Source organism: Paraburkholderia youngii (assembly GCF_013366925.1).
GTDB lineage: Bacteria > Pseudomonadota > Gammaproteobacteria > Burkholderiales > Burkholderiaceae > Paraburkholderia > Paraburkholderia youngii.
Genome location: NZ_JAALDK010000001.1, coordinates 1,311,479 through 1,330,224, shown reverse-complemented (window position 1 = coordinate 1,330,224; position 18,746 = coordinate 1,311,479). Strand labels below are relative to the sequence as shown.

Genomic DNA, 18,746 nt, shown 5'->3' with positions numbered 1-18,746 from the left:
GCGGCTCGTCAGTGCGCCAGCTGGTCAGCAGGAAGTGGCATACCCGGAGCGTATTGCGATGGCTACCGATCCCGACGATACCGACTTGCGTCATTCCACAACGGACGGCCGTTCCTCCTTCGAACCCGACGGCACGGACGAATCGGGCGTCCCGCCGCCGCGCTTCGGCCGCCTCGCGCTGTGCCTCGCGGCGGCCGGCGCGCTGACCTTTGGCGTGATGGGCACCGTCGCCTACGGCGTCTGGTTCAACCAGGATCAGCAGACCTACGCGGATGCCATTGCGGGCGCACGCCAGGCGCTCGGTTCATCGGCGCCCGCGGTGCCGACGGTAGCCGTCGCGCACGCGCCGCAGGAGGCCGCCGCGCCCGCCATCGCGCAGTCAGCCACCCAGCCCACCGCGTCAGACGTCGCGCTCGCAACGGCCGGCTCGAACGGCGGCTTCGAGGACACCAACCCGGCCGTGTGGTCCGGGCAGGTCCACCCGAGTACGCCCGAGTCGAATCTCACCGCCGCGCTGGCCGATACACCGGTGGATACCTCGGGGGATCTGTCGGCGGGTCTGTCGGACCACCCACCCACCGCCCCGATTGTTCCGACGCCACCGCCGCGCTCCATGCGGCACGTCGCGAATTCGACCGCGAAGCCCGCGGGCGGTCAACATGCGAAAGAAACGCGCGTCGCGCAGCAGGAGCGGCGCGCGTCGTCGCAGCACAACGGCGGTCTGTTTGCGCGGATCGGACAGTTCTTTCGACGCGTGAGCTATCGTCAACATGACAACGGCCGACAGCAACCAGATCCGTACTCCCATCCCTGAGCACGGGGTCGCCGGGTCAGCGGGGCAAGCGGGGCTGCGCGGCGCCGCACGCGCGCGCGGGCCAGTGTGGCGCTTCCGGCCGGGGCCCGCGAGCGTCGCCGTGGCCGCGCTGTTGTGTCTGCTGTTCGGCCTGCTGTATGTGGCGATGCAGATCCGCACGGTGTTTTCCGATCAGCTGAAGCAGGAGTACGCGGGCCTCGTGCTCGAAGCCGCCGGGCGCGTCGACAGCGCGCGCGAACAGTTGGCCGCGTGGCAGCACATGGCCAACACACCGGCGAGCCACGACGGGTCGTTCGTGCCGGCCTATGATGCGGCGCGCGCGGAACTCGCGCGGCGTTTCGCGTCGCTCGCGGCGCTCGTCAACGCGAGTCCGTCGCCGGCGCCGCCCATTCCGTCGATGTCGCCGGCCCAGGCGACGCCCGAAGCCGTCGCGGCGGTGCGCGGCAGCGTCTCGGCCTACTGGCGCGCGCAACGCGACGCGGCGAGCGCCGACGTGCGGCTGCGCGTCACGCACGTCGCGCGCACGCTGATCGCGCTCGCCGCGCTGCTGTTCTGCATGCTGATCACGGCGCTCGGCATGTACGCGAAGCGCAACCGCCAGCTCGCGGGGCAGTCGCACGAGTTCGAACTGGCGTCGCTGCACGATTCGCTGACCGGCCTGTCGAACCGACGCAAGCTGCTCGGCGCGCTCGACGCCGCCGCCAGAAGCGCGCGGACCGCGGCCGTCGAGCCGCGCCTCGCCGTGCTGTATATCGACCTCGACGGGTTCAAGCAGGTCAACGATTCGTTCGGGCATCGCACCGGCGACGAATTCCTCGCCGCGGTGTCCGCGCGGTTTCGCGCGTCGGTGCGCAAAGGCGATCTGGTCGCGCGCATCGGCGGCGACGAATTCGCGGTGCTGGTGCGCACCTTCGCCGGCGATGACGAGCTCGCCGAGATCGCGCGCCGGCTGATGGCCTGCGTGGTCGAGACCGACGAGCAGATGGGAATCGGCCGCGTGCGCGCGAGCGTGGGCATCGCGAGCTATCCCGACGACGTCGACGATCACCGCCGTCTGATCGCCGCCGCCGATGCCGCGATGTATCGGGTCAAGCGCGACGGCAAGAACGGCTTCGCGTTCGCGGCGCAGACGGGCAGGGAAGCGACGATGTGAACCTGTCGAGCGTCACTGAGCCTCGTTGCGCCACTCCGTCAGCTTCTCGCGCTCATTGAGTTCGATGAACGCCGGCCGCGCGCGCAGCATGCGGATATAGCGCGCGAGATGCGGCCAGCCCACCGTCGCCGGGTGCGGCATGTTGCGGGTCCAGCGCATCAGCACGAGCGCGAGCAGATCGGCGGTGCTGAGCTGCTCGCCCGCGAGGTACGCGTGGCCGCCGGCGAAATGCGCGTCGAGCCGCTCGCACGCCGCTTCGATGCGGCGTTGCGCGAGCGCGCGCACCGCGTCGGCGCCGGCCGGGTCGCCGTCGCTGCCGGCGTAGAACCAGTCGCGCATCGCGGGCAGCAGCGTGTTCGCGAGGTAGATCATCCATTCGAACCATTCGCCGCGCGCGGCCGACCCCGGCGCGGGCGCGAGCCCGGCGTCGGCGTGGCGCTCGGCGAGCAGCATCAGCAGCGCGGCCGATTCATGCCGGGGCACGCCATCGACGACCAGCGTCGGCACGCGTCCGGCCGAATTCAAACGCAGATACTCGGGATCGTGCTGCTGGCCCGCGTCGATATCGACGAGGCGCGCTTCGAACGCCACGCCCATTTCCAGCAGCATCCAGTGCACGGGCATGCTGGCCGCGCCGGGCGAGTAGTAGAGAACGTAGGACATGTCGGGCTCCGTGGGTCGAGGGATGAGCGGTCGAACCGTGAACCGGAAGAATAAGGGGCTGTCGCCGAAGCGAACAGCCCCTTCAGATGCATCAGGCGCTAGCTGTCTTTCAATGCGCCGACGCGTGCTTCTCCTGCTCGGCCGCGCTCGGCTGCGTCACCGCGCTGACGATCACGAACACGATCACGTTCACCGCGAGCGCGAGGAAGCCGATGTTGACGTCCTTCAGCGCCTCGGGCAGGAACGGCATCAGTTGACCGACGCTCCAGTGCAGCGTCGTGGTCAGCGTGACCACCGCGACGCCCGCGACGATCCCGCAGAACGCGCCTTGCCTCGTCGCGCGGTTGCGCGGGAACAGGCTGCAGATCACGGCCGGGAACAGTTGCGTGACGAAGCTGTAGCCCATCAGCAGCAGCGCGACGATGGTTTCGCCGCCGTTCAGCGTGAAGAAGACCGCGACCAGCGCCACGATAGGCACGAGGACGCGTGCGATCATCGCGACCGACGCGTCCGACGCGTTGCGGTTCACCATGCCGCGGTAGACGTCGTTGGCGAGCAGCGTCGAGGCCGAGGTCAGGATCATCGAGCCCGGCACCAGCGCGGTCAGGATACCGGCCGCGCCGATCACGCCGACGAACCACGGATCGAACGTCTGCAGCGACAGGCGGAACAGCGACAGGTCGATGTCGGCCCCTTTCAGACCCGGCACGCGCAGCGTCGCCGCGAAGCCGACGAAGAACACGAACAGCAGGATCAGCTGGTAGAGCGGCAGGATCGCGGCATTGCGGCGGAAGATGCGCTCGTCCTTCGCCGTGAAGATCGAACCGAACGTATGCGGCCACATGAAGAAGCCGAGCGCGGTCAGCAGCACGGTCGACTGGAACCATACGACGCTCGAGCCGTGCGCCGGGAAGGTCAGGAAGCCGGGCCGGGCGGCGTCGATGGTGCGGAACATCGCGGCGAAGCCGCCGTAGTAATGCAGCGGCAGATAGATGCCGAGGAACAGCACGATCGCGAGGATCAGCAGGTCCTTGACCACCGAGTTCCATGCGGAGCCGCGCACGCCAGACACGATCACGTAGGAGGTCACGACGATCGCGCCGATCCAGATCGCCGCCGTCGACGAGATCACGCCATAAGACGCGGTCGCGACGATGATGCCGAGGCCCTTCAATTGCAGCACCAGATACGGAATCAGCGCGGCCACGCCGACCAGCGCGACCAGCGTGCCGAGCGCCGGGCTTTCGTATTTGCGCGTGAAGAAGTGCGGCTGCGAGACGAGGCGGTGCGCTTTCGCGTAGCGCCAGATCGGCGGCAGCATCCAGTACGACAGGATGTACGCGAGCGTGCCGTACGCGAGGATGTAGTAGACCGGTGCGCCCTTGCCGTACGCAAAGCCGCTGCCGCCGAGGAACGTGAAGGTCGTATAGATTTCGCCTGCCATCAGCAGGAACACGAACGCGGTGCCGAAGCTGCGGCCGCCCACGCTCCATTGCTCGAGGCTCATGTCGTGGCCGCGCCTCGCGCGCACGCCGAGGAACAGCGCGAACAGCGTAACGGCAGCGATGATGACGAGTGCGCTCATGGACGAACCTCCTCGCCATTGGCGGCGACGCGCCGGTTGGACGGATCGAGGTTGTAGACGATCGCCATGATGATCGCGCTCAACACCACCCACATGACGATCCAGGCCAGCACGAACGGCATGCCGAACACGATGGGCTCGACCCGATTGACAAACGTAACGCCGACCAGAATGCCGATGAACGGCAACGCGGCAAGTATACGAAGAAGCATGCGGGCAACTCCTCGAACGGGTAGTTATGTGTCGTTGAAATTCCGGCTTCGCTGATGACTGTATGCCGGATACTTCGCTCCCGTAAAGCAGGTCAAAATAAATGCGAGGATTTCGACCGTTGCAATTGCATCTTTCCCGCACGGATTGCTGCGGTGCAAAGCGGGACGCGGCGTGACGCGCCATGTATCGCGCGGCTTTTTTACTGGGCGACTGGCGCGCCGCGATATGATCTGCGAGCATTCCAGCATTTTCCGGTCCGCGCGATGCGTGCCGGATTCATGACCGGCACCGCGCCCAGGCGCGACCCCCCGCGAGCACATGCAGGCACACGCAGACACACGGACACGCACATGGTCGAAAGTCTGATCTCGGACATTATGTTCGGCTTCATCGGCATGATCAGCATCATCAATCCGTTCGGCGGCGCGTTCGTGTTTCTGGATCGGACCGCATCGTTGACGCTCGACGAGCGCGACGCGCTTGCCCGCAAGGTCGCGATCAATGCCGCCTGCGTGCTGCTGGTGGCATTCTTCATCGGCACGCCGATCCTGCATTTCTTCGGTATCTCGATGGAAGCGCTGCGCATCGGCGGGGGGCTCGCGCTCGCCGTGGGCGGCTGGCAGATGCTCAATGCGCCCGACACGCCGGCCGAGCAGACGGACGTCAAGCGCGTCGATGCCGAGACCGCGAAGGCCCGTGCATTCTTTCCGCTCACCGTGCCGCTGACCACCGGGCCCGGCTCGATCGCGACCGCGATCGCGCTGTCCGCGAATCGTACGCACAAGCTGTCGGCGTTCGTGATGTCGAGCATCGCTTCGGTCGCGATCACGTTCGCGGTGGCCGTCTGCGTATATCTGATCTATAGCCGCGCCACGGTGTTGGCGCGCTATCTCGGCGTCGAGGGCACCAAGGTCGCATTGCGGGTGTCGGCGTTCCTGCTGCTGTGCATCGGCGTGCAGATCATCCTGACCGGCGTGTCGGAATTCCTGACTCCGATCGCGACGATGCGGGCGACTACCCCGTAGCGACGCGTCGCGCGCCGATGAAGACCGAGGTCGTCGTCCTTGTTGCCGTCTTCGTGTTCGATAAGGTCGGGCGCGCTCATGGCAATGAGGATAACTGTCGATCCTCCCATATTGGCCGTCCCGACATGGGCTCAATCCGCGATGCACGGCAACCGTCGGCGCCATGCGTGCAACGGCGGCGGCGCCGCGGGCGGGTCGCCTTCCGGTGGTCCGTTGGGGTCGTCGAGCGGATCGTCCGGGATCGGATCGGGGTCGATGTTCGGCGGCGGCGTCTTAGGCGGGATCTCAGGGTCGACCTCGGGCGGCGTCGGCACATGCAGATGCAGCGGCAGCGGCAGCGTCTGCGTCGAAATCCGCGCCAGGGTGGGTGCGTCCAGGTCGAATGTGCCGATTGCACGGGGCGCTTGCCGGCTCGTGTCAGGTAAATCCATCAGGGTCTCCACAAAGTCTTCGTTCAGACGCGCAATGCTCGTGCCGCATGACGACGGATGTCGTTGCGTGGAACGTGACTTGCTGAAAACCCGCACACGCCGCATCGCGATGCCCGCACGCGCCCGGCTCGCATTGGACATCACCCACGCAAAGCACAGGAAGAGGAACGCATATGGCGCGACACAAGGCCGACGTTGCTGACGACGAGTTCGAGATTTTCGCCAGCTATCACGGAACAGGCGACGGCCGATACATAGGTGGACTGAAGGTCGTGAGGAAAGCGGACAGGCGGATTCTGTTTCCGTTCGACGGCGCACCGCAGATCGGCCCCTATGCGACCGCCGACGAAGCTCGCCGCGCCGCGATCGCGTATGGCCGCGAGATCGTCGCGGCCGATCGCGCCGCACCCGAAGGCTGAGCGCGCGGCCGGTGCGGTGCCCGTTCCGCGACACGTGCGGACGCGATCAAGGCATACCGCCGAGCGACGGCGAAATCGTGCTGCCACGCGCGGGATCGTCAGGATGTTCGTCGGGCTCGATGGGGCGCGTCGCCAGCGGCGGGTGATCGCGATAGCAGGTGTCGACCGAACCCTCGACGAGGCAGTTCTGGAACGCATCGGCGTCGCTCTTTTGCGCGAACGTGTACAGCGTGCGCTCGACCTGCACCTCGGTGCCGGATACGCGAATAGTCGTGATGCTCATAGGGTTCTCCTTTTTACAAAGCGAACGTGCGGCGCTACTGCCACCGAGATCGCAATGGCCGTGCCTGTCGCGCTGCGCTTGACTTCCTCGGCAAGGCTCGAATGTTGCTGCATGAACCGGGTGGCTGTTCGACATGCCGCGTCACGACGCGAATCGACGGCCGAACACACGAGGAGGGCGTGATGCCAGATCCCCAATCGACCAACGCCGACACCCAGCAGCAGGCCGCCACCCCAGGCGGCGAGCAGTCCACGAGGCCGGATGAACGCGCCGCCCCCGCGATATCCGACGAAGTCAAAGCCCGCAACAGGCCGAGTGGCACGCACTACGTCGAGCCGAGCCCGCTCGGCATCGAACCGGTCGTACAGACCGGCGTGGATAAAGCGACCAATCCGCCACGTTCGAGCGAGAGCCCGCGGCACGGCGCCGAGGTGCCGCTCGGCACCGGCGAGCACGCCGAACCGCCAGGGGGCGGCGGGCGCGAATCGCATCGCAAGCAGCCGGGCGAGCAATGACGCGGCGCGTTGTGAGCCAGCCCGTGCATCCAGTCCGTCAACCTTCAACCGGAGAAAGCGCATGCAACCGGACAACTCAACCGAATCGATGAACCCCGGCGACGAAGCGCCGCCCAACACACCAGGCGCGGGCGAAGACATTTGCCGCGCCTGCCACGGCACCGGCACGGTAGACGGTGCTCGCTGCACCGTGTGCGGCGGCACGGGCAAGGTGCTGCAGGGCATCGGCGGAGGCTAGCCGGTGCTGGAGCGCCGGTTCGCGGCAACCGCATCACAAGCCAGGAGCAATCATGTTCAACGAGTCAAAGCACGGCTTCGACGCCGCGCAGACCGAATACGAAGCTTTCATGCTGGAACCGCACGGCTGGGTGCCGAACAACAGCAAGCTGCCGGTCGTGCTGTACCGGCGCGCGCTGTCGCCCGGCAGCGGCAATCTGCCCGCCGCGTTCGAAATCCTGTTCGAGCGCAATGCATGGCCCGCGCAGTGGCGCAACAGCATCTTCGACTTCCATCACTTTCACGCGACCGCGCACGAGGTGCTCGGCGTGACCGACGCGAGCGCCGAAGTGATCGTCGGCGGACCCGGCGGACGGGTGGTGAGGCTGCATACGGGCGACGTGCTGCTGCTGCCGGCCGGCACCGGCCATTGTCTGCAATCGTTCGAGCCGCATTTTCAGGTGGTGGCGGGCTATCCGTTGGGGCAGCAGTGGGACATTCGCCGCGAAGCGCTGACGCCGCAGGAACTCACCGAGATGCTGGCGCTGCCGTTTCCGCCGCTCGATCCGATCGACGGCAAGCATGGTCCGGTGGTCGAGCTTTGGCTGCAGGCGGCGTGAACTTCGTGGTTCGCGAAGCAGCCGGTCTGCTGCGGGGTGGCGTGCAGAGTTGCGCGGTTAGGCGCATCATCTGTGGGCTTCGCCGCGATTTTCCCGCGCGCTTTCGGCAGTAACGTCGGCACGTGTGCGGTTCCACGTGAGGCTTTGCGTCCCGCTTCGTGTCCTCGTGGATACGCCCGGACGCGCGCGTTTTCCATGACGACACGATGCGCCGATCCGTCCGCGCGCTCAGCGGTGTGCGTCGGCCGTCTCCCGAAATGCCGAACAAGGAGCGTCCCATGCAAAACGATCCCTCCCTCGATCAGCTGTGCATCAACACGATCCGCACGCTGTCGATGGACGCCGTGCAGAAGGCCAATTCCGGCCACCCCGGCACGCCGATGGCGCTCGCGCCGATCGCCTATCACCTGTGGCAACACCATCTGCGTTACGACCCTGACGAGCCGCTGTGGCCGAATCGCGACCGCTTCGTGCTGTCGGTCGGGCATGCATCGATGCTGTTGTATTCGCTGCTGCATCTGGCCAACGTGAAAGCCGTCGACGAACACGGCAAGCCGACCGGCGCGCCGGCCGTGTCGCTCGACGACATCCAGCATTTCCGCCAGATCGACAGCAATACGCCGGGCCACCCCGAGTACCGGATGACGACCGGCGTCGAGACCACCACGGGACCGCTTGGCCAGGGGCTCGGCAATAGCGTCGGCATGGCGATGGCCGCGCGCTGGCACGAGAACCACTTCAACCGCGCGGACGCGCCGCTGTTCGATTACCGCGTGTACGCGATGTGCGGCGACGGCGACATGATGGAAGGCATCTCGCACGAGGCGGCCTCGCTCGCGGGGCATCTGAAGCTGTCGAACCTGATCTGGATTTACGACAGCAACCGCGTGACGATCGAAGGCCATACCGACCTCGCGTACAGCGACGATGTGGCAAGCCGCTTTCACGGCTACAACTGGCACACGCTGAACGTCGGCGATGCGAACGACACCGCCGCGTTCGAAAAGGCGCTGGTCGAAGCGAAGAGGGTGACCGACCGGCCGACGCTGATCGTGGTCCACAGCATCATCGGCTGGGGCGCGCCGCACAAGCAGGACACCGCGTCCGCGCACGGCGAAGCGCTCGGCGTCGACGAAGTCGCGCTGGCCAAGAAGTTCTACGGCTGGCCCGAGGACAAGTTCTTTTACGTGCCCGAGGGCGTGCACGAACGTTTCGCGCAAGGCATCGGCGCGCGCGGCAAGGCAGCGCGCGAACAATGGCAGGCGAAGTTCGACAGCTACAAAAAACAGTACGCGGAGCTCGCGCGCGAATTCGCGCAGATGCAGGCGCACGAATTGCCGCAGGGCTGGGACAGCGACATCCCGAGCTTCGACGCCGATCCTAAGGGGATCGCGACACGCGAATCATCGGGCAAGGTGCTCAATGCGATTGCCGCGCGCGTGCCGTGGATGATCGGCGGCGCAGCCGACCTGTCGCCGTCGACGAAGACCAACCTGAAGTTCGAAGGTGCCGGCAGCTTCCAGGCGGATAGCTATGGCGGCCGCAATCTGCACTTCGGCATTCGTGAACATGTGATGGGCGCGGTAGTCAACGGGCTCGCGCTCTCGAATCTGCGCGCGTACGGCTCGACGTTCCTGATCTTCAGCGACTACATGAAGCCGCCGATCCGCCTGTCCGCGATCATGGAAGTGCCGGCCATCTATGTGTTCACGCACGATTCGATCGGCGTCGGCGAAGACGGTCCGACGCATCAGCCGATCGAGCAGCTCGCATCGTTGCGCGGCGTGCCCGGCCTCACGGTGCTGCGTCCCGGCGACGCGAACGAAGCGGCCGAGGCGTGGCGGGTCGCGCTGACGCAGCCGCATCGGCCGGCGTGCATCGTCGTGTCGCGCCAGCCGCTGCCGACGCTCGACCGCAGCCGCTATGCGTCCGCGAGCGGCGTGAAGCGCGGCGCGTATGTGCTCGCCGATGCGCCCGATGGCAAGAAGCCCGAGGTGATCCTGATGGCGACCGGCAGCGAGCTGTCGATCTGCGCCGACGTGTACGAGAAGCTGAAGAGCGAGGGCATCGCGGCGCGCGTCGTGTCGATGCCGTCGTGGGACATCTTCGAGCGCCAGGACGGCGCGTATCAGGAGTCGGTGCTGCCGTCGGACGTGGAAGCTCGCGTCGCGGTCGAGCAGGCTGCGTCGCTGGGTTGGGATCGGTATACGGGGCGGCTCGGCGCGCAGGTCGTCATGCATACGTTCGGCGCGTCGGCGCCGATTGCGGATCTGAAGAAAAAGTTCGGTTTCACGCCGGAAGCGGTTTATCAGGCGGCGAAGCAGCAGATCGAGCGGGTGAAGAAGGGGAGGGGCGCTTGAGCGTGGGGCGACGGTTTGAGTGAAAGGAGAGTTCAAATGGCCGAGATCAATAAGGAGGACGTGGTTGCGGTGCTGAACCGGATTCTCGAATCCGAGTTGGCCGGCGTCGTCCGATATACGCACTATTCGTTGCTTGTTTTCGGATTCGGACGCATCCCGATCCGGGAGTGGTTGCGCGCTCAGGCGGATGAATCGTTGTTGCACGCACAGCAGGCGGGCGAATGGATTACCACGCTGGGCGCCTATCCGTCGCTGGCGATCGGTCCTCTGCTCGACTCGCATACCTTCGATATCGCTTCGATCCTCCGCGAGTCGTTGCAAGCCGAGAATGTCGCGTTGCAGTTGTATCGCGATCTGCTGGCGCTGGTGGAAGACCGCTCGGTTGCACTCGAGGAATTCGCCCGTCAGATGATCCACGTCGAAGAGATGCACGCGGGCGAGGTCGACAAGATGTTGCGCCGCCCTGGGGAAATGACGACGTCGGAGGAACGGCAGGCACCCCGGGCTTGATCGTAGACGGCCCTCTGTGATGAGCGGGGCATCGCAGAGGGGCCGGTCAGGCGTCGCGTTTCGCGTAGATCTCGTAGTCGACGCCATTCGTCACCACGCCGCCAAACCTGCGAGTACGGAGCCAACCATGAATTCCCCCCATTCAGGCGACGCCATCTCGACGCTGCCGCGCAGAGTGCTGATCGCAGTCGATTCATCGGAAGCATCCCGACAGGCGCTCGACTACGCGCGAAACCTCCTTCCCGCCGGATGCGACGTCCGCCTCGTGAGCGTGGCCGAGAATCCCCATAAGCTATTTCCGACCGGCCGGCGCGTCGGCCACATGCTGGATCTGGCGCGCGATGAATTGCTCCGCGATGCGCTCGAGGCGCTCGATCGGGCGACGCAATCGCTAGCCGCGTGTGATGCACGTATCGACTCGGAAGTCATCGACCTCGCGAAGCGCGGTAACGACGTCGTGGATGCCCTGATCGATGCGGCCGACACATGGAGAGCCGACCTGATGGTGATAGGCTCGCGTCAACACCAGGGGTTGCAGCGTTGGGCCGAGGGTACGGTGTCCGAACGGCTGACGAGACGTCTGCGCTGCCCGATGCTGGTCGTCCCGCAGAGCTACAGCACGACGCAAAGCGAGTTGCCCGAGCGCATCCTGTTCGCGGTCGATGGAAGTTCTCTGTCGATGTCCGCGGTGCGGTACGGAATACGGTTCGCTACGTCCGACACCGAATTGCGAGCGGTCTATGTGATCGATCGCGCCGTGCGGCTCTCCGATTGGATCCCGATCGATTCGCTCGAGGACTCGTTCGTCGGCGAAGGCAAGGAGGCAATAGCCGCTGCCGAGCCGGTTCTGGCGCGCGTGTCGGCGCGGGTCTCGACAGCGCTCGTCAGGACGAACCGAACCGACGATGATGTTGCTCATGCGATCGTGCGCGAGGCGGCCGGCTGGGAGGCGCAACTGATCGTGATGGGTACGCATGGCAGGCGCGGCATCACACGCTGGATACTCGGCAGCGTCGCTGGGCGGGTCTTGCAAATCACGCAAACGCCAATTCTGCTGATCCACGCTGGCGACGCCACTTCCGCATCGTGAGCGAGTAGCGCTGATACAGCCCGGACTATGGCGCTGCGTTCAAGCGCGTCCGTTTCGTATTCGGCAACGGCTCGTGCTGCATCGGCCCCTTGATGAGCTCGCTCATCGCGTCGCGAATCCAGCGGTTGGCCGGCTCGTGATGAAAGCGCGGATGCCAGTGCAGATAAAAGTCGTACTTGGGCGCGGGGAAGGGTAAAGGCAGCAGCTTGACGTTCACGAACTCCGCGAAGCGCCGCCCGACCGCCTGAGGCACCGCTGCAATCATGTCCGAGCCGGCGACGACGAACGGTACGCCGATAAAACGCGGCACGCTGAAGCGCACGTTGATGCGAATCCCGAGGCGTTCGTGCGTGCGAGCGAGCACGTCCTGCTCGCGGCCTTCCGGATGCACCATCACGTGCGCGGCCGCGCGGTACTGATCGAGCGACAGCGTGTCGCCGATTTCCGGATGATCTTCGCGCGCAATACACACATACGAATGCCGGTACAGCGCTTTGCGCTTCAGCGATTCGCTGTTCAAACCCGGAAAGTAGCCGATCGCGAGATCGACGTCGCCGCTCGCCAGACCTTCCTCCAGCTCCGGCATGCTGAGCGCGACCGTTTTGATGGTCACGTGCGGCGCGGTCTTGTCGAGAAAGTTCTGCAAGCGGGGCAGGAACACCATTTCGCCGATGTCCGACATACACAGCACGAAGCTGCGCGACGACGCGGCCGGACGGAATTCGGGCATCGGCAGGATTTCGGTCTGCACGAGATCCAGCAGCCGCGCAACTGGATCGCCGAGCGCCTGCGCGCGCGGCGTCGGCTCCATGCCGCGGCCGGTGCGCACGAACAGCGGGTCCTCGAACAGCTCACGCAGCTTCGATAACGCATAGCTCATTGCCGGCTGGCTGAGCCCGATGCTCACGCCCGCCTGCGTCACATGCCGCTTTTTCAGCAACGCATCGAACACTTTCAGCAGATTCAGGTCGACCTGACGAATATCCATGGTTTGGATGATGCCTATCGATGTCACATAATTGAAGGATTTTATCGCGCTTCCTAACATCGTTTCCACAACAAAGGAGTGAGACGCCATGTCCGATGGACGCAAGCCGCAACGCCCGTTGCGCAGCAATTTCCCGCGAGGTTCGTATCTCGGCGCGGTGCGCGCCGCCCAATGGCGCAATCTCGGCATCAGCGAGGAAGACCTCGACAAGCCCAAGATCGCCATCGTCAATTCCTCGTCCGAACTCGCTACCTGCTTCAGCCATCTCGACGGCATCGCCGCACAACTGAAACAGGCGATCCGCGCGGCGGGCGCGCTGCCGTTCGAAATCCGCACCGCGGCGCCGAGCGACTTCATCACCGGCGCGGGCGCGCGCGGCGCGTACATGCTGGCCGCACGCGACCTCGTCACGAACGACATCGAAGTGGCCGTCGAAGGCGCGCAACTCGACGGCATGGTGTGCCTCGCTTCGTGCGACAAGACCGTGCCGGGCCAATTGATGGCCGCCGCGCGGCTGAACATCCCGAGCATCGTCGTCGCATGCGGCTATCAGCCGAGCGGCGAATTCCGCGGCGAGCATGTGGACATCGAGGACGTGTTCGTCGGCGCGATGCATACGCTGACCGGCACGCTCCCGGTCGAGGACCTGATCGGCATGAGCCAGAACGCGATTCGCGGGCCGGGCGTGTGCTCGGGTCTCGGCACCGCGAACTCGATGCACATGGTCAGCGAGGCGCTCGGCATGTCGTTGCCCGGCAGCACGCCGGTCGCCGCCAACAGCGACAAAATGTTCGCGTCCGTGCACGAAGCGGGCGCGCGCATCGTCGAGATGGTGCGCGACGACCTGAAGCCGCGCGACATCCTGACGCCCGGCGCGTTCGCGAATGCGGTGAAGACGGTGCTCGCGGTCGGCGGCTCGATCAACACGGTCAAGCACTTGCAGGCGGTCGCGGCCGAGGGCCAGCTCGACGTCGACGTGTACGCGCTGTTCGAGGCATTCGCCGCGCAGATTCCGGTGCTGACCGGCGTGCGTCCGGTCGGCTCGCACACGATCGAGCAACTGGAGGCGGCGGGCGGCGGGCGCGGCGTGATGAAGCGGCTCGAAGCGTGGCTCGACACCGGCGCGCTGACGGTGACCGGCCGCACGGTGAAGGACAACCTGGCCGAGGTCCGGATCGCCGACGACGACGTGATCCGCCCGCCGGAGCGCGCGTTCGCGAACCATCCGGCGATCGTGCTGGTGCGCGGCAACCTGGCCCCGCAGGCCGGCATCGTGAAGTTCGGCATCTCGCCGACCAAGCAGCGCGCGTTCACCGGCGAAGCGATCTGCTTCTCCACCTCCGACGATGCGATCGCGGCGATCAAGGACGGCCGCGTGCAACCGGGCAAAGTCGTCGTGATGCACGGCGCGGGCGTGTGCGGCGGCCCGGCGATGGGCGGCGGCGCGTCACGCGTGGTGTTCGCGATCGACGGCGCGGGCCTGTCCGAGCAGGTCGCGATGCTGACCGACGGGCATCTGTCGGGCCTCGTCTGCAAGGGGCTGGTGGTCGCGGAAGTGTCGCCGGAGGCGGCGACCGGCGGACCGCTCGCGTACGTCGAGGACGGCGACACGATCGAGATCGACCTCGAGCGGCGCGTCTGCGATCTGAAGGTGGACCAAGCCGAGCTGGCGCGGCGGCGCGCCGCGTGGCAGCGTCCCGCGCCGGTCAACGACACCGGCTGGCTGAAAATCTATCGCGCGACGGTTGGCACGATGCCGCAAGGCGCGGTGCTCGGCGCGGATCGCCCGGCGCGGGAGCGCTGAGATGGGCGACCAAACCGTAATCGACATCGGCTCGGTGATCGAGCGGCAGCAGACGAACCGCTTCGGTGTGCTGCTGATCGTCGCGATGGGCGTGATGATGATGACCGAGGGCTACGACCTCGCCGCGATGGCCTTCGCGGCCCCGGCGCTGAGCCGCGCATGGCATCTCGAGCACGGCGTGCTTGGCCCGGTGTTCGGCGCATTCGTGTTCGGCACGATGATCGGCGCGTTCGTGCTCGGCTACCTCGGCGACGTGATCGGCCGCAAGCGCATGATCGTGATCGGCAGCGTCGTGCTTGCGGGGTTCACGCTCGCGGCGTCGCGCGCAACCGCGCTCGACCAGATGCTCGTGCTGCGGTTCCTGGCGGGCATCGGCATCGGCGGCGTGGTGCCGAACGCGATCGCGTACACGACGGAGTTCGCGCCGAAGCGCTGGCGCGCGACGTGGGTCACGCTGATGTACACCGGCTACACGATCGGCAGCAGCGTCGGCGGGCTCGTGTCCGCGTGGCTCGTGCCGAAGTTCGGCTGGCAGGTAGTGTTCGTGATCGGCGGCATCGCGCCGCTGGTGTCGAGCGCGATGTTGTGGTTCGCGGTGCCCGAGTCGATCCGCTTCCTGACGCTCAAGGGCCGTCACGCCGAAGTCGCGCGAATCGTCGCACGTATCGCACCGGGTTTCCACGTCGCGCCGGGGGCGCGCTTCGTGACCGGCGGCGCTTCGGGTGGTGACGCACATGGCGACGGCCGCGACGGCTCGCTGCGGCTGCTGTTCGCGGGCCGGCTGCGCGCGCTGACGCCGGTGCTGTGGGCCGTGTACATCGCGAACTCGATGGCGCTGTTTTTCCTCAGCAGCTGGCTGCCGGTGCTGATCGAAAGCGTGGGCCTTGCGCCGCGCGAGGCGGCGCTCGTATCGACGATGTTCCAGCTTGGCGGCACGCTCGGCGGCCTCGCGCTGATGCGCTTCGTCGACACGCGCGGCGCCATCATCATCACCGCGCTGCCGCTTGTCGGCACGCCCCTCGTCGCGCTGCTCGGCACCGGACTGCCCGGCCCGATGCTGGTGGCAGCCGTGTTCCTGACCGGCTTCACGGTGGTCGGCACGCAGTTCGGCCTGAACGCGGTCGCGGCGCTCGTCTATCCGACCGCGCTGCGCGCGAAAGGCACAGGCGCGGCGGTCGGCATCCAGAAGATCGGCGCGATCGCCGGGCCGGTGATCGGCGGGATGCTGATGTCCGCGCATCTGCCGGTCGAGCAGCTGTTCTTCCTCGGCGCGGTGCCGGTCGCGTTCGTCGCGGTGCTCGCGTTCGCTCTCGGCCGTCTGCATCGTCGCCGCGACGATGCAGCGCCGGACAACCCTCAAACAGGAGCAGCCCATGCCGCTTGAAGTCGTTCCCATTGACGCCGCGCGTCCGGACTTCGTTGGCCTCGCCAGAGGCATCGATCTGACGGCGCCCGTTTCCGAACAGCTCGCGTGCGCGATCGATGCCGCGATGAACCGCTACGCGGTGCTGGTGTTCCGCGGACAGCCGCTCACGCAGGACCAGCAGCTCGCGTTCGCGCGCTCGCTCGGGCCGCTCGATCTCGGCTTCAAGCGCGTCGCGCGTCCGCATGCGCGGCTCGCGTATCAGGAGCTCGCGGACATTTCGAATGTCGACGAATCCGGACAGATCGCGGACCGCGCGCACCGGCGCATCGTCGGCAATCTGGCGAACCAGTTGTGGCATAGCGACAGTTCGTTTCAGCAGCCGGCCGCGCGCTATTCGATGCTGCATGCGGTCGTCGTGCCGGAGTCGGGCGGCGAGACCGAGTACGCGGACATGCGCGCCGCGTGGGATGCGCTCGAGCCGCGCGAGCAGCGCGAACTCGAAGGGCTCGAAGCGGAGCACTACGCGCTGCACTCGCGCTTCCTGCTCGGCGACACCGACTACAGCGACGAGCAGCGCAACGCGCTGCCGCCGGTGCGCTGGCCGCTCGTGCGCGAGCACGCCGGTTCGGGACGCCGGCATCTGTTCATCGGCGCGCACGCGACGCATATCGCCGATCGCACGCTTGCCGAAGGACGCGTGCTGCTGATGGACCTGCTCGAACACGCGACCGCGCGCCGCTTCGTGTATTCGCATCGCTGGCAGCCCGGCGATCTCGTGATCTGGGACAACCGCTGCACGTTGCACCGGGGCCGCCGTCACGATCTGTCGGTGCGCCGCGAGCTGCGGCGCGCGACGACGGTCGACATCGACCGGCACGCGGCGCCGCAAGCGGAGCTACTTGAACCTGTCCACGGAGTGCGCTAAATGCAGCTGAACGACGACGAACGGGCGATGCTCGACGGCCGCGACGGTGCGGCCGTGCAGCGCGCGATGGATCTGCTGGTGCGCTACGGCGAAGCACTCGGCGCGCCGAGGCTGGTGGACACGAACAACGTATGCGGCACGGTCGGCGCGACGATGCCGTTCCTGCGCGATTACGCGGCGAAGCACGGCGGCCTCGACGCGGTGTTTTCCGAATTCAACCTCGATAGCCCTGAGGTAGTCGAGGTGCCGAAGGCCAAGGTGTTCAGCAGCCATCTGCAGCAGGGCCTCGACCCGCAGCATGCGCAGCGTCAGGGCATCGACGGCGAGGTCGTGAAGCTGTACCGCCAGGGCGAGGCATTCACGGGACGGCTCGGCATCCAGCCACTGAACACCTGCGCGCCATATTTGACCGGCAACGTGCCGGTGCGCGGCGAGCATTGCGCATGGATGGAGTCGTCGGCGGTGATATACATCAACGCGGTGCTCGGCGCGCGCACGAACGCGGAAGGGCGCGAGAGCACCGGCGCCGCGATGCTGACCGGCAAGATTCCGTACTGGGGTCTGCACCTCGACGAAAACCGTAGCGGCACGCATCTGATCGAGCTCGGCATCGACGTCAAGACGGTGCAGGACTGGGGGCTGCTCGGCTACTACGTCGGCGAACTCGTGCAGGACCGCATTCCGGTGATCGACGGGCTGCGCGACGTGCCGAACCTGCCGAAGCTCAAGCACTTCGGCGCGGCCGCGGCGTCCTCGGGCGGTGTCGAGATGTATCACATCGTCGGCCAGACGCCGGAGGCGCGCACGCGCGACGAAGCGTTCCGCGGCCGCAAGCCGCTCGAGGTCATTCGCTACGGTGCGGCCGAGCGGCGCCTCGCGTACGAGCGCGTGAACACCACCGCGAAAGACGCGCAGGTCGACTTCGTGATGCTCGGTTGTCCGCACTATTCGATCGAGCAGATCTGGGAGGTCTGCCAGCTACTCGAAGGCCGCCGCATCGGCGCGAATACCGAACTGTGGATCTTCACCGCGCGCGCGACGCGTCAGCTCGCGGACCAGGCCGGCTATACGAAGCTGATCGAGGACGCGGGCGGTGTATTGATGACCGACACGTGCTCGGCGATCGGCCGCGTGATGCCGAAGGGCACGCGCGTGGTCGCACTCGACTCGGCGAAGCAGGCGCACTACCTGCCCGCGATCATGGGCGTGCAGGCCTGGTTCGGCACCACGGCCGATTGCATCGAGGCCGCGGTGAGCGGCCGCTGGACAGGAGGGCTGGCCGCATGAGCACGAACCAGGAGACGACAGACACGTTAGGCACACCTGAGCCGGCCGCACCGATCGTGCTGCGCGGGCGCAAGGTGGTCGGCGGCTATGTCGAGGGCGAGGCGCTCGTCACGCGCGATCGCATCTCGGGCTGGGGCGGCATCGATCCGCGCACCGGCACGATCATCGAAACCCGTCACGAACTGCGCGGCCAGAGCTTCGCGAACAAGGTGCTGGTGTTTCCCGGCGCGAAGGGTTCGTCGGGCTGGTCGAGCCAGTTCCATATCGCGCGGATCGCCGGCACGGCGCCGGCCGCGATGCTGTTCAACGAGATGACCACGAAGATTGCGCTCGGCGCGGTGGTGAGCCATGCGCCGTCGCTGACCGACTTCGACATCGATCCACTCGACGTGATCGAAACCGGCGACTGGGTGCGCGTCGATGCCGAGCGTGGCGTCGTCGAAGTGCTCAAACGCGGCCGCGCATGATCTTGCTGCGCG

21 protein-coding genes are annotated in these 18,746 nt (G+C 66.5%); 15 read left to right on the top strand and 6 right to left on the bottom strand.

The window, feature by feature from the left end; genetic code table 11:
• Window positions 1-58: 58 nt before the first annotated feature.
• Entirely contained in the window at window positions 59-814 is a 756-nt protein-coding gene (locus G5S42_RS06190; RefSeq protein WP_176105993.1) for a hypothetical protein, read from the top strand.
• Entirely contained in the window at window positions 771-1,967 is a 1,197-nt protein-coding gene (locus G5S42_RS06185; protein WP_217709846.1) for a GGDEF domain-containing protein, read from the top strand. Before G5S42_RS06190 ends, G5S42_RS06185 begins: the two co-directional genes overlap by 44 nt.
• A 12-nt stretch (window positions 1,968-1,979) precedes the next feature.
• Here the strand turns inward: G5S42_RS06185 and G5S42_RS06180 are convergent, their stop codons facing one another.
• From G5S42_RS06180 to G5S42_RS06170, 3 genes are all read right to left on the bottom strand, one after another.
• Window positions 1,980-2,630 (bottom strand): glutathione S-transferase family protein, encoded by a 651-nt coding sequence (locus G5S42_RS06180; RefSeq protein WP_176105992.1) that lies wholly within the window; start codon window positions 2,628-2,630, stop codon window positions 1,980-1,982.
• 109 nt (window positions 2,631-2,739) lie between these two features.
• Window positions 2,740-4,215, bottom strand: coding sequence for a sodium:solute symporter family protein (locus G5S42_RS06175; protein WP_176105991.1), 1,476 nt, complete (start codon window positions 4,213-4,215; stop codon window positions 2,740-2,742).
• A complete protein-coding gene (locus G5S42_RS06170; protein WP_176105990.1) occupies window positions 4,212-4,427 on the bottom strand; it encodes a DUF3311 domain-containing protein in 216 nt (71 codons plus the stop codon). Before G5S42_RS06170 ends, G5S42_RS06175 begins: the two co-directional genes overlap by 4 nt.
• 351 nt (window positions 4,428-4,778) lie before the next feature.
• Between G5S42_RS06170 and G5S42_RS06165 the strand changes: the two genes are divergently transcribed.
• Window positions 4,779-5,453 carry a MarC family protein gene (locus G5S42_RS06165; protein WP_176105989.1) on the top strand — a complete coding sequence of 225 codons (675 nt, stop codon included), beginning with the start codon at window positions 4,779-4,781 and terminating at the stop codon, window positions 5,451-5,453.
• A gap of 131 nt (window positions 5,454-5,584) precedes the next feature.
• Here G5S42_RS06165 and G5S42_RS06160 read toward each other — a convergent pair whose 3' ends face one another.
• Complete coding sequence (locus G5S42_RS06160; protein ID WP_176105988.1) at window positions 5,585-5,884, bottom strand: hypothetical protein; 300 nt, start codon at window positions 5,882-5,884, stop codon at window positions 5,585-5,587.
• A 173-nt stretch (window positions 5,885-6,057) separates the two neighbouring features.
• On the opposite strand from G5S42_RS06160, the gene G5S42_RS06155 reads away from it, so the two are divergent.
• Window positions 6,058-6,303, top strand: coding sequence for a DUF6723 family protein (locus tag G5S42_RS06155; RefSeq protein WP_176105987.1), 246 nt, complete (start codon window positions 6,058-6,060; stop codon window positions 6,301-6,303).
• Window positions 6,304-6,349: 46 nt separating this feature from the next.
• Here G5S42_RS06155 and G5S42_RS06150 read toward each other — a convergent pair whose 3' ends face one another.
• Window positions 6,350-6,586, bottom strand: coding sequence for a hypothetical protein (locus tag G5S42_RS06150; protein WP_176105986.1), 237 nt, complete (start codon window positions 6,584-6,586; stop codon window positions 6,350-6,352).
• Window positions 6,587-6,768: 182 nt separating this feature from the next.
• On the opposite strand from G5S42_RS06150, the gene G5S42_RS06145 reads away from it, so the two are divergent.
• The 6 genes from G5S42_RS06145 (at window position 6,769) to G5S42_RS06120 (ending at window position 11,897) form a co-directional block, all read left to right on the top strand.
• A complete protein-coding gene (locus tag G5S42_RS06145; RefSeq protein WP_176105985.1) occupies window positions 6,769-7,101 on the top strand; it encodes a hypothetical protein in 333 nt (110 codons plus the stop codon).
• Between the two features lie 61 nt (window positions 7,102-7,162).
• Window positions 7,163-7,339, top strand: a complete 177-nt coding sequence (locus G5S42_RS06140) for a hypothetical protein (RefSeq protein WP_176105984.1) — start codon at window positions 7,163-7,165, stop codon at window positions 7,337-7,339.
• Between the two features lie 52 nt (window positions 7,340-7,391).
• The gene (locus tag G5S42_RS06135; RefSeq protein WP_176105983.1) at window positions 7,392-7,937 is read left to right on the top strand and encodes a cupin; all 546 of its coding nucleotides are present in this window, start codon (window positions 7,392-7,394) and stop codon (window positions 7,935-7,937) included.
• 278 nt (window positions 7,938-8,215) lie between these two features.
• The gene (gene tkt, locus G5S42_RS06130) at window positions 8,216-10,297 is read left to right on the top strand and encodes a transketolase (protein ID WP_176105982.1); all 2,082 of its coding nucleotides are present in this window, start codon (window positions 8,216-8,218) and stop codon (window positions 10,295-10,297) included.
• A 36-nt stretch (window positions 10,298-10,333) separates the two neighbouring features.
• Entirely contained in the window at window positions 10,334-10,807 is a 474-nt protein-coding gene (locus G5S42_RS06125) for a ferritin-like domain-containing protein (RefSeq protein ID WP_013091733.1), read from the top strand.
• Window positions 10,808-10,934: 127 nt separating this feature from the next.
• A complete protein-coding gene (locus G5S42_RS06120) occupies window positions 10,935-11,897 on the top strand; it encodes a universal stress protein (protein ID WP_176105981.1) in 963 nt (320 codons plus the stop codon).
• 25 nt (window positions 11,898-11,922) lie between these two features.
• Here G5S42_RS06120 and G5S42_RS06115 read toward each other — a convergent pair whose 3' ends face one another.
• Complete coding sequence (locus tag G5S42_RS06115; RefSeq protein ID WP_176105980.1) at window positions 11,923-12,885, bottom strand: LysR family transcriptional regulator; 963 nt, start codon at window positions 12,883-12,885, stop codon at window positions 11,923-11,925.
• 88 nt (window positions 12,886-12,973) lie between these two features.
• Between G5S42_RS06115 and ilvD the strand changes: the two genes are divergently transcribed.
• Genes ilvD through G5S42_RS06090 form a run of 5 tightly spaced genes read left to right on the top strand, consistent with a single transcriptional unit; the run spans window position 12,974 to window position 18,734 of the window.
• The gene (ilvD, locus tag G5S42_RS06110) at window positions 12,974-14,689 is read left to right on the top strand and encodes a dihydroxy-acid dehydratase (RefSeq protein WP_176105979.1); all 1,716 of its coding nucleotides are present in this window, start codon (window positions 12,974-12,976) and stop codon (window positions 14,687-14,689) included.
• Window position 14,690: 1 nt separating this feature from the next.
• Window positions 14,691-16,073, top strand: a complete 1,383-nt coding sequence (locus G5S42_RS06105; protein WP_176105978.1) for an MFS transporter — start codon at window positions 14,691-14,693, stop codon at window positions 16,071-16,073.
• Complete coding sequence (locus G5S42_RS06100; protein ID WP_176105977.1) at window positions 16,063-16,980, top strand: TauD/TfdA dioxygenase family protein; 918 nt, start codon at window positions 16,063-16,065, stop codon at window positions 16,978-16,980. Before G5S42_RS06105 ends, G5S42_RS06100 begins: the two co-directional genes overlap by 11 nt.
• Entirely contained in the window at window positions 16,981-18,267 is a 1,287-nt protein-coding gene (locus G5S42_RS06095) for an aconitase X (RefSeq protein ID WP_176105976.1), read from the top strand. It begins immediately after the preceding gene.
• The gene (locus tag G5S42_RS06090) at window positions 18,264-18,734 is read left to right on the top strand and encodes an aconitase X swivel domain-containing protein (RefSeq protein WP_176105975.1); all 471 of its coding nucleotides are present in this window, start codon (window positions 18,264-18,266) and stop codon (window positions 18,732-18,734) included. Before G5S42_RS06095 ends, G5S42_RS06090 begins: the two co-directional genes overlap by 4 nt.
• Window positions 18,735-18,746: the final 12 nt, after the last annotated feature.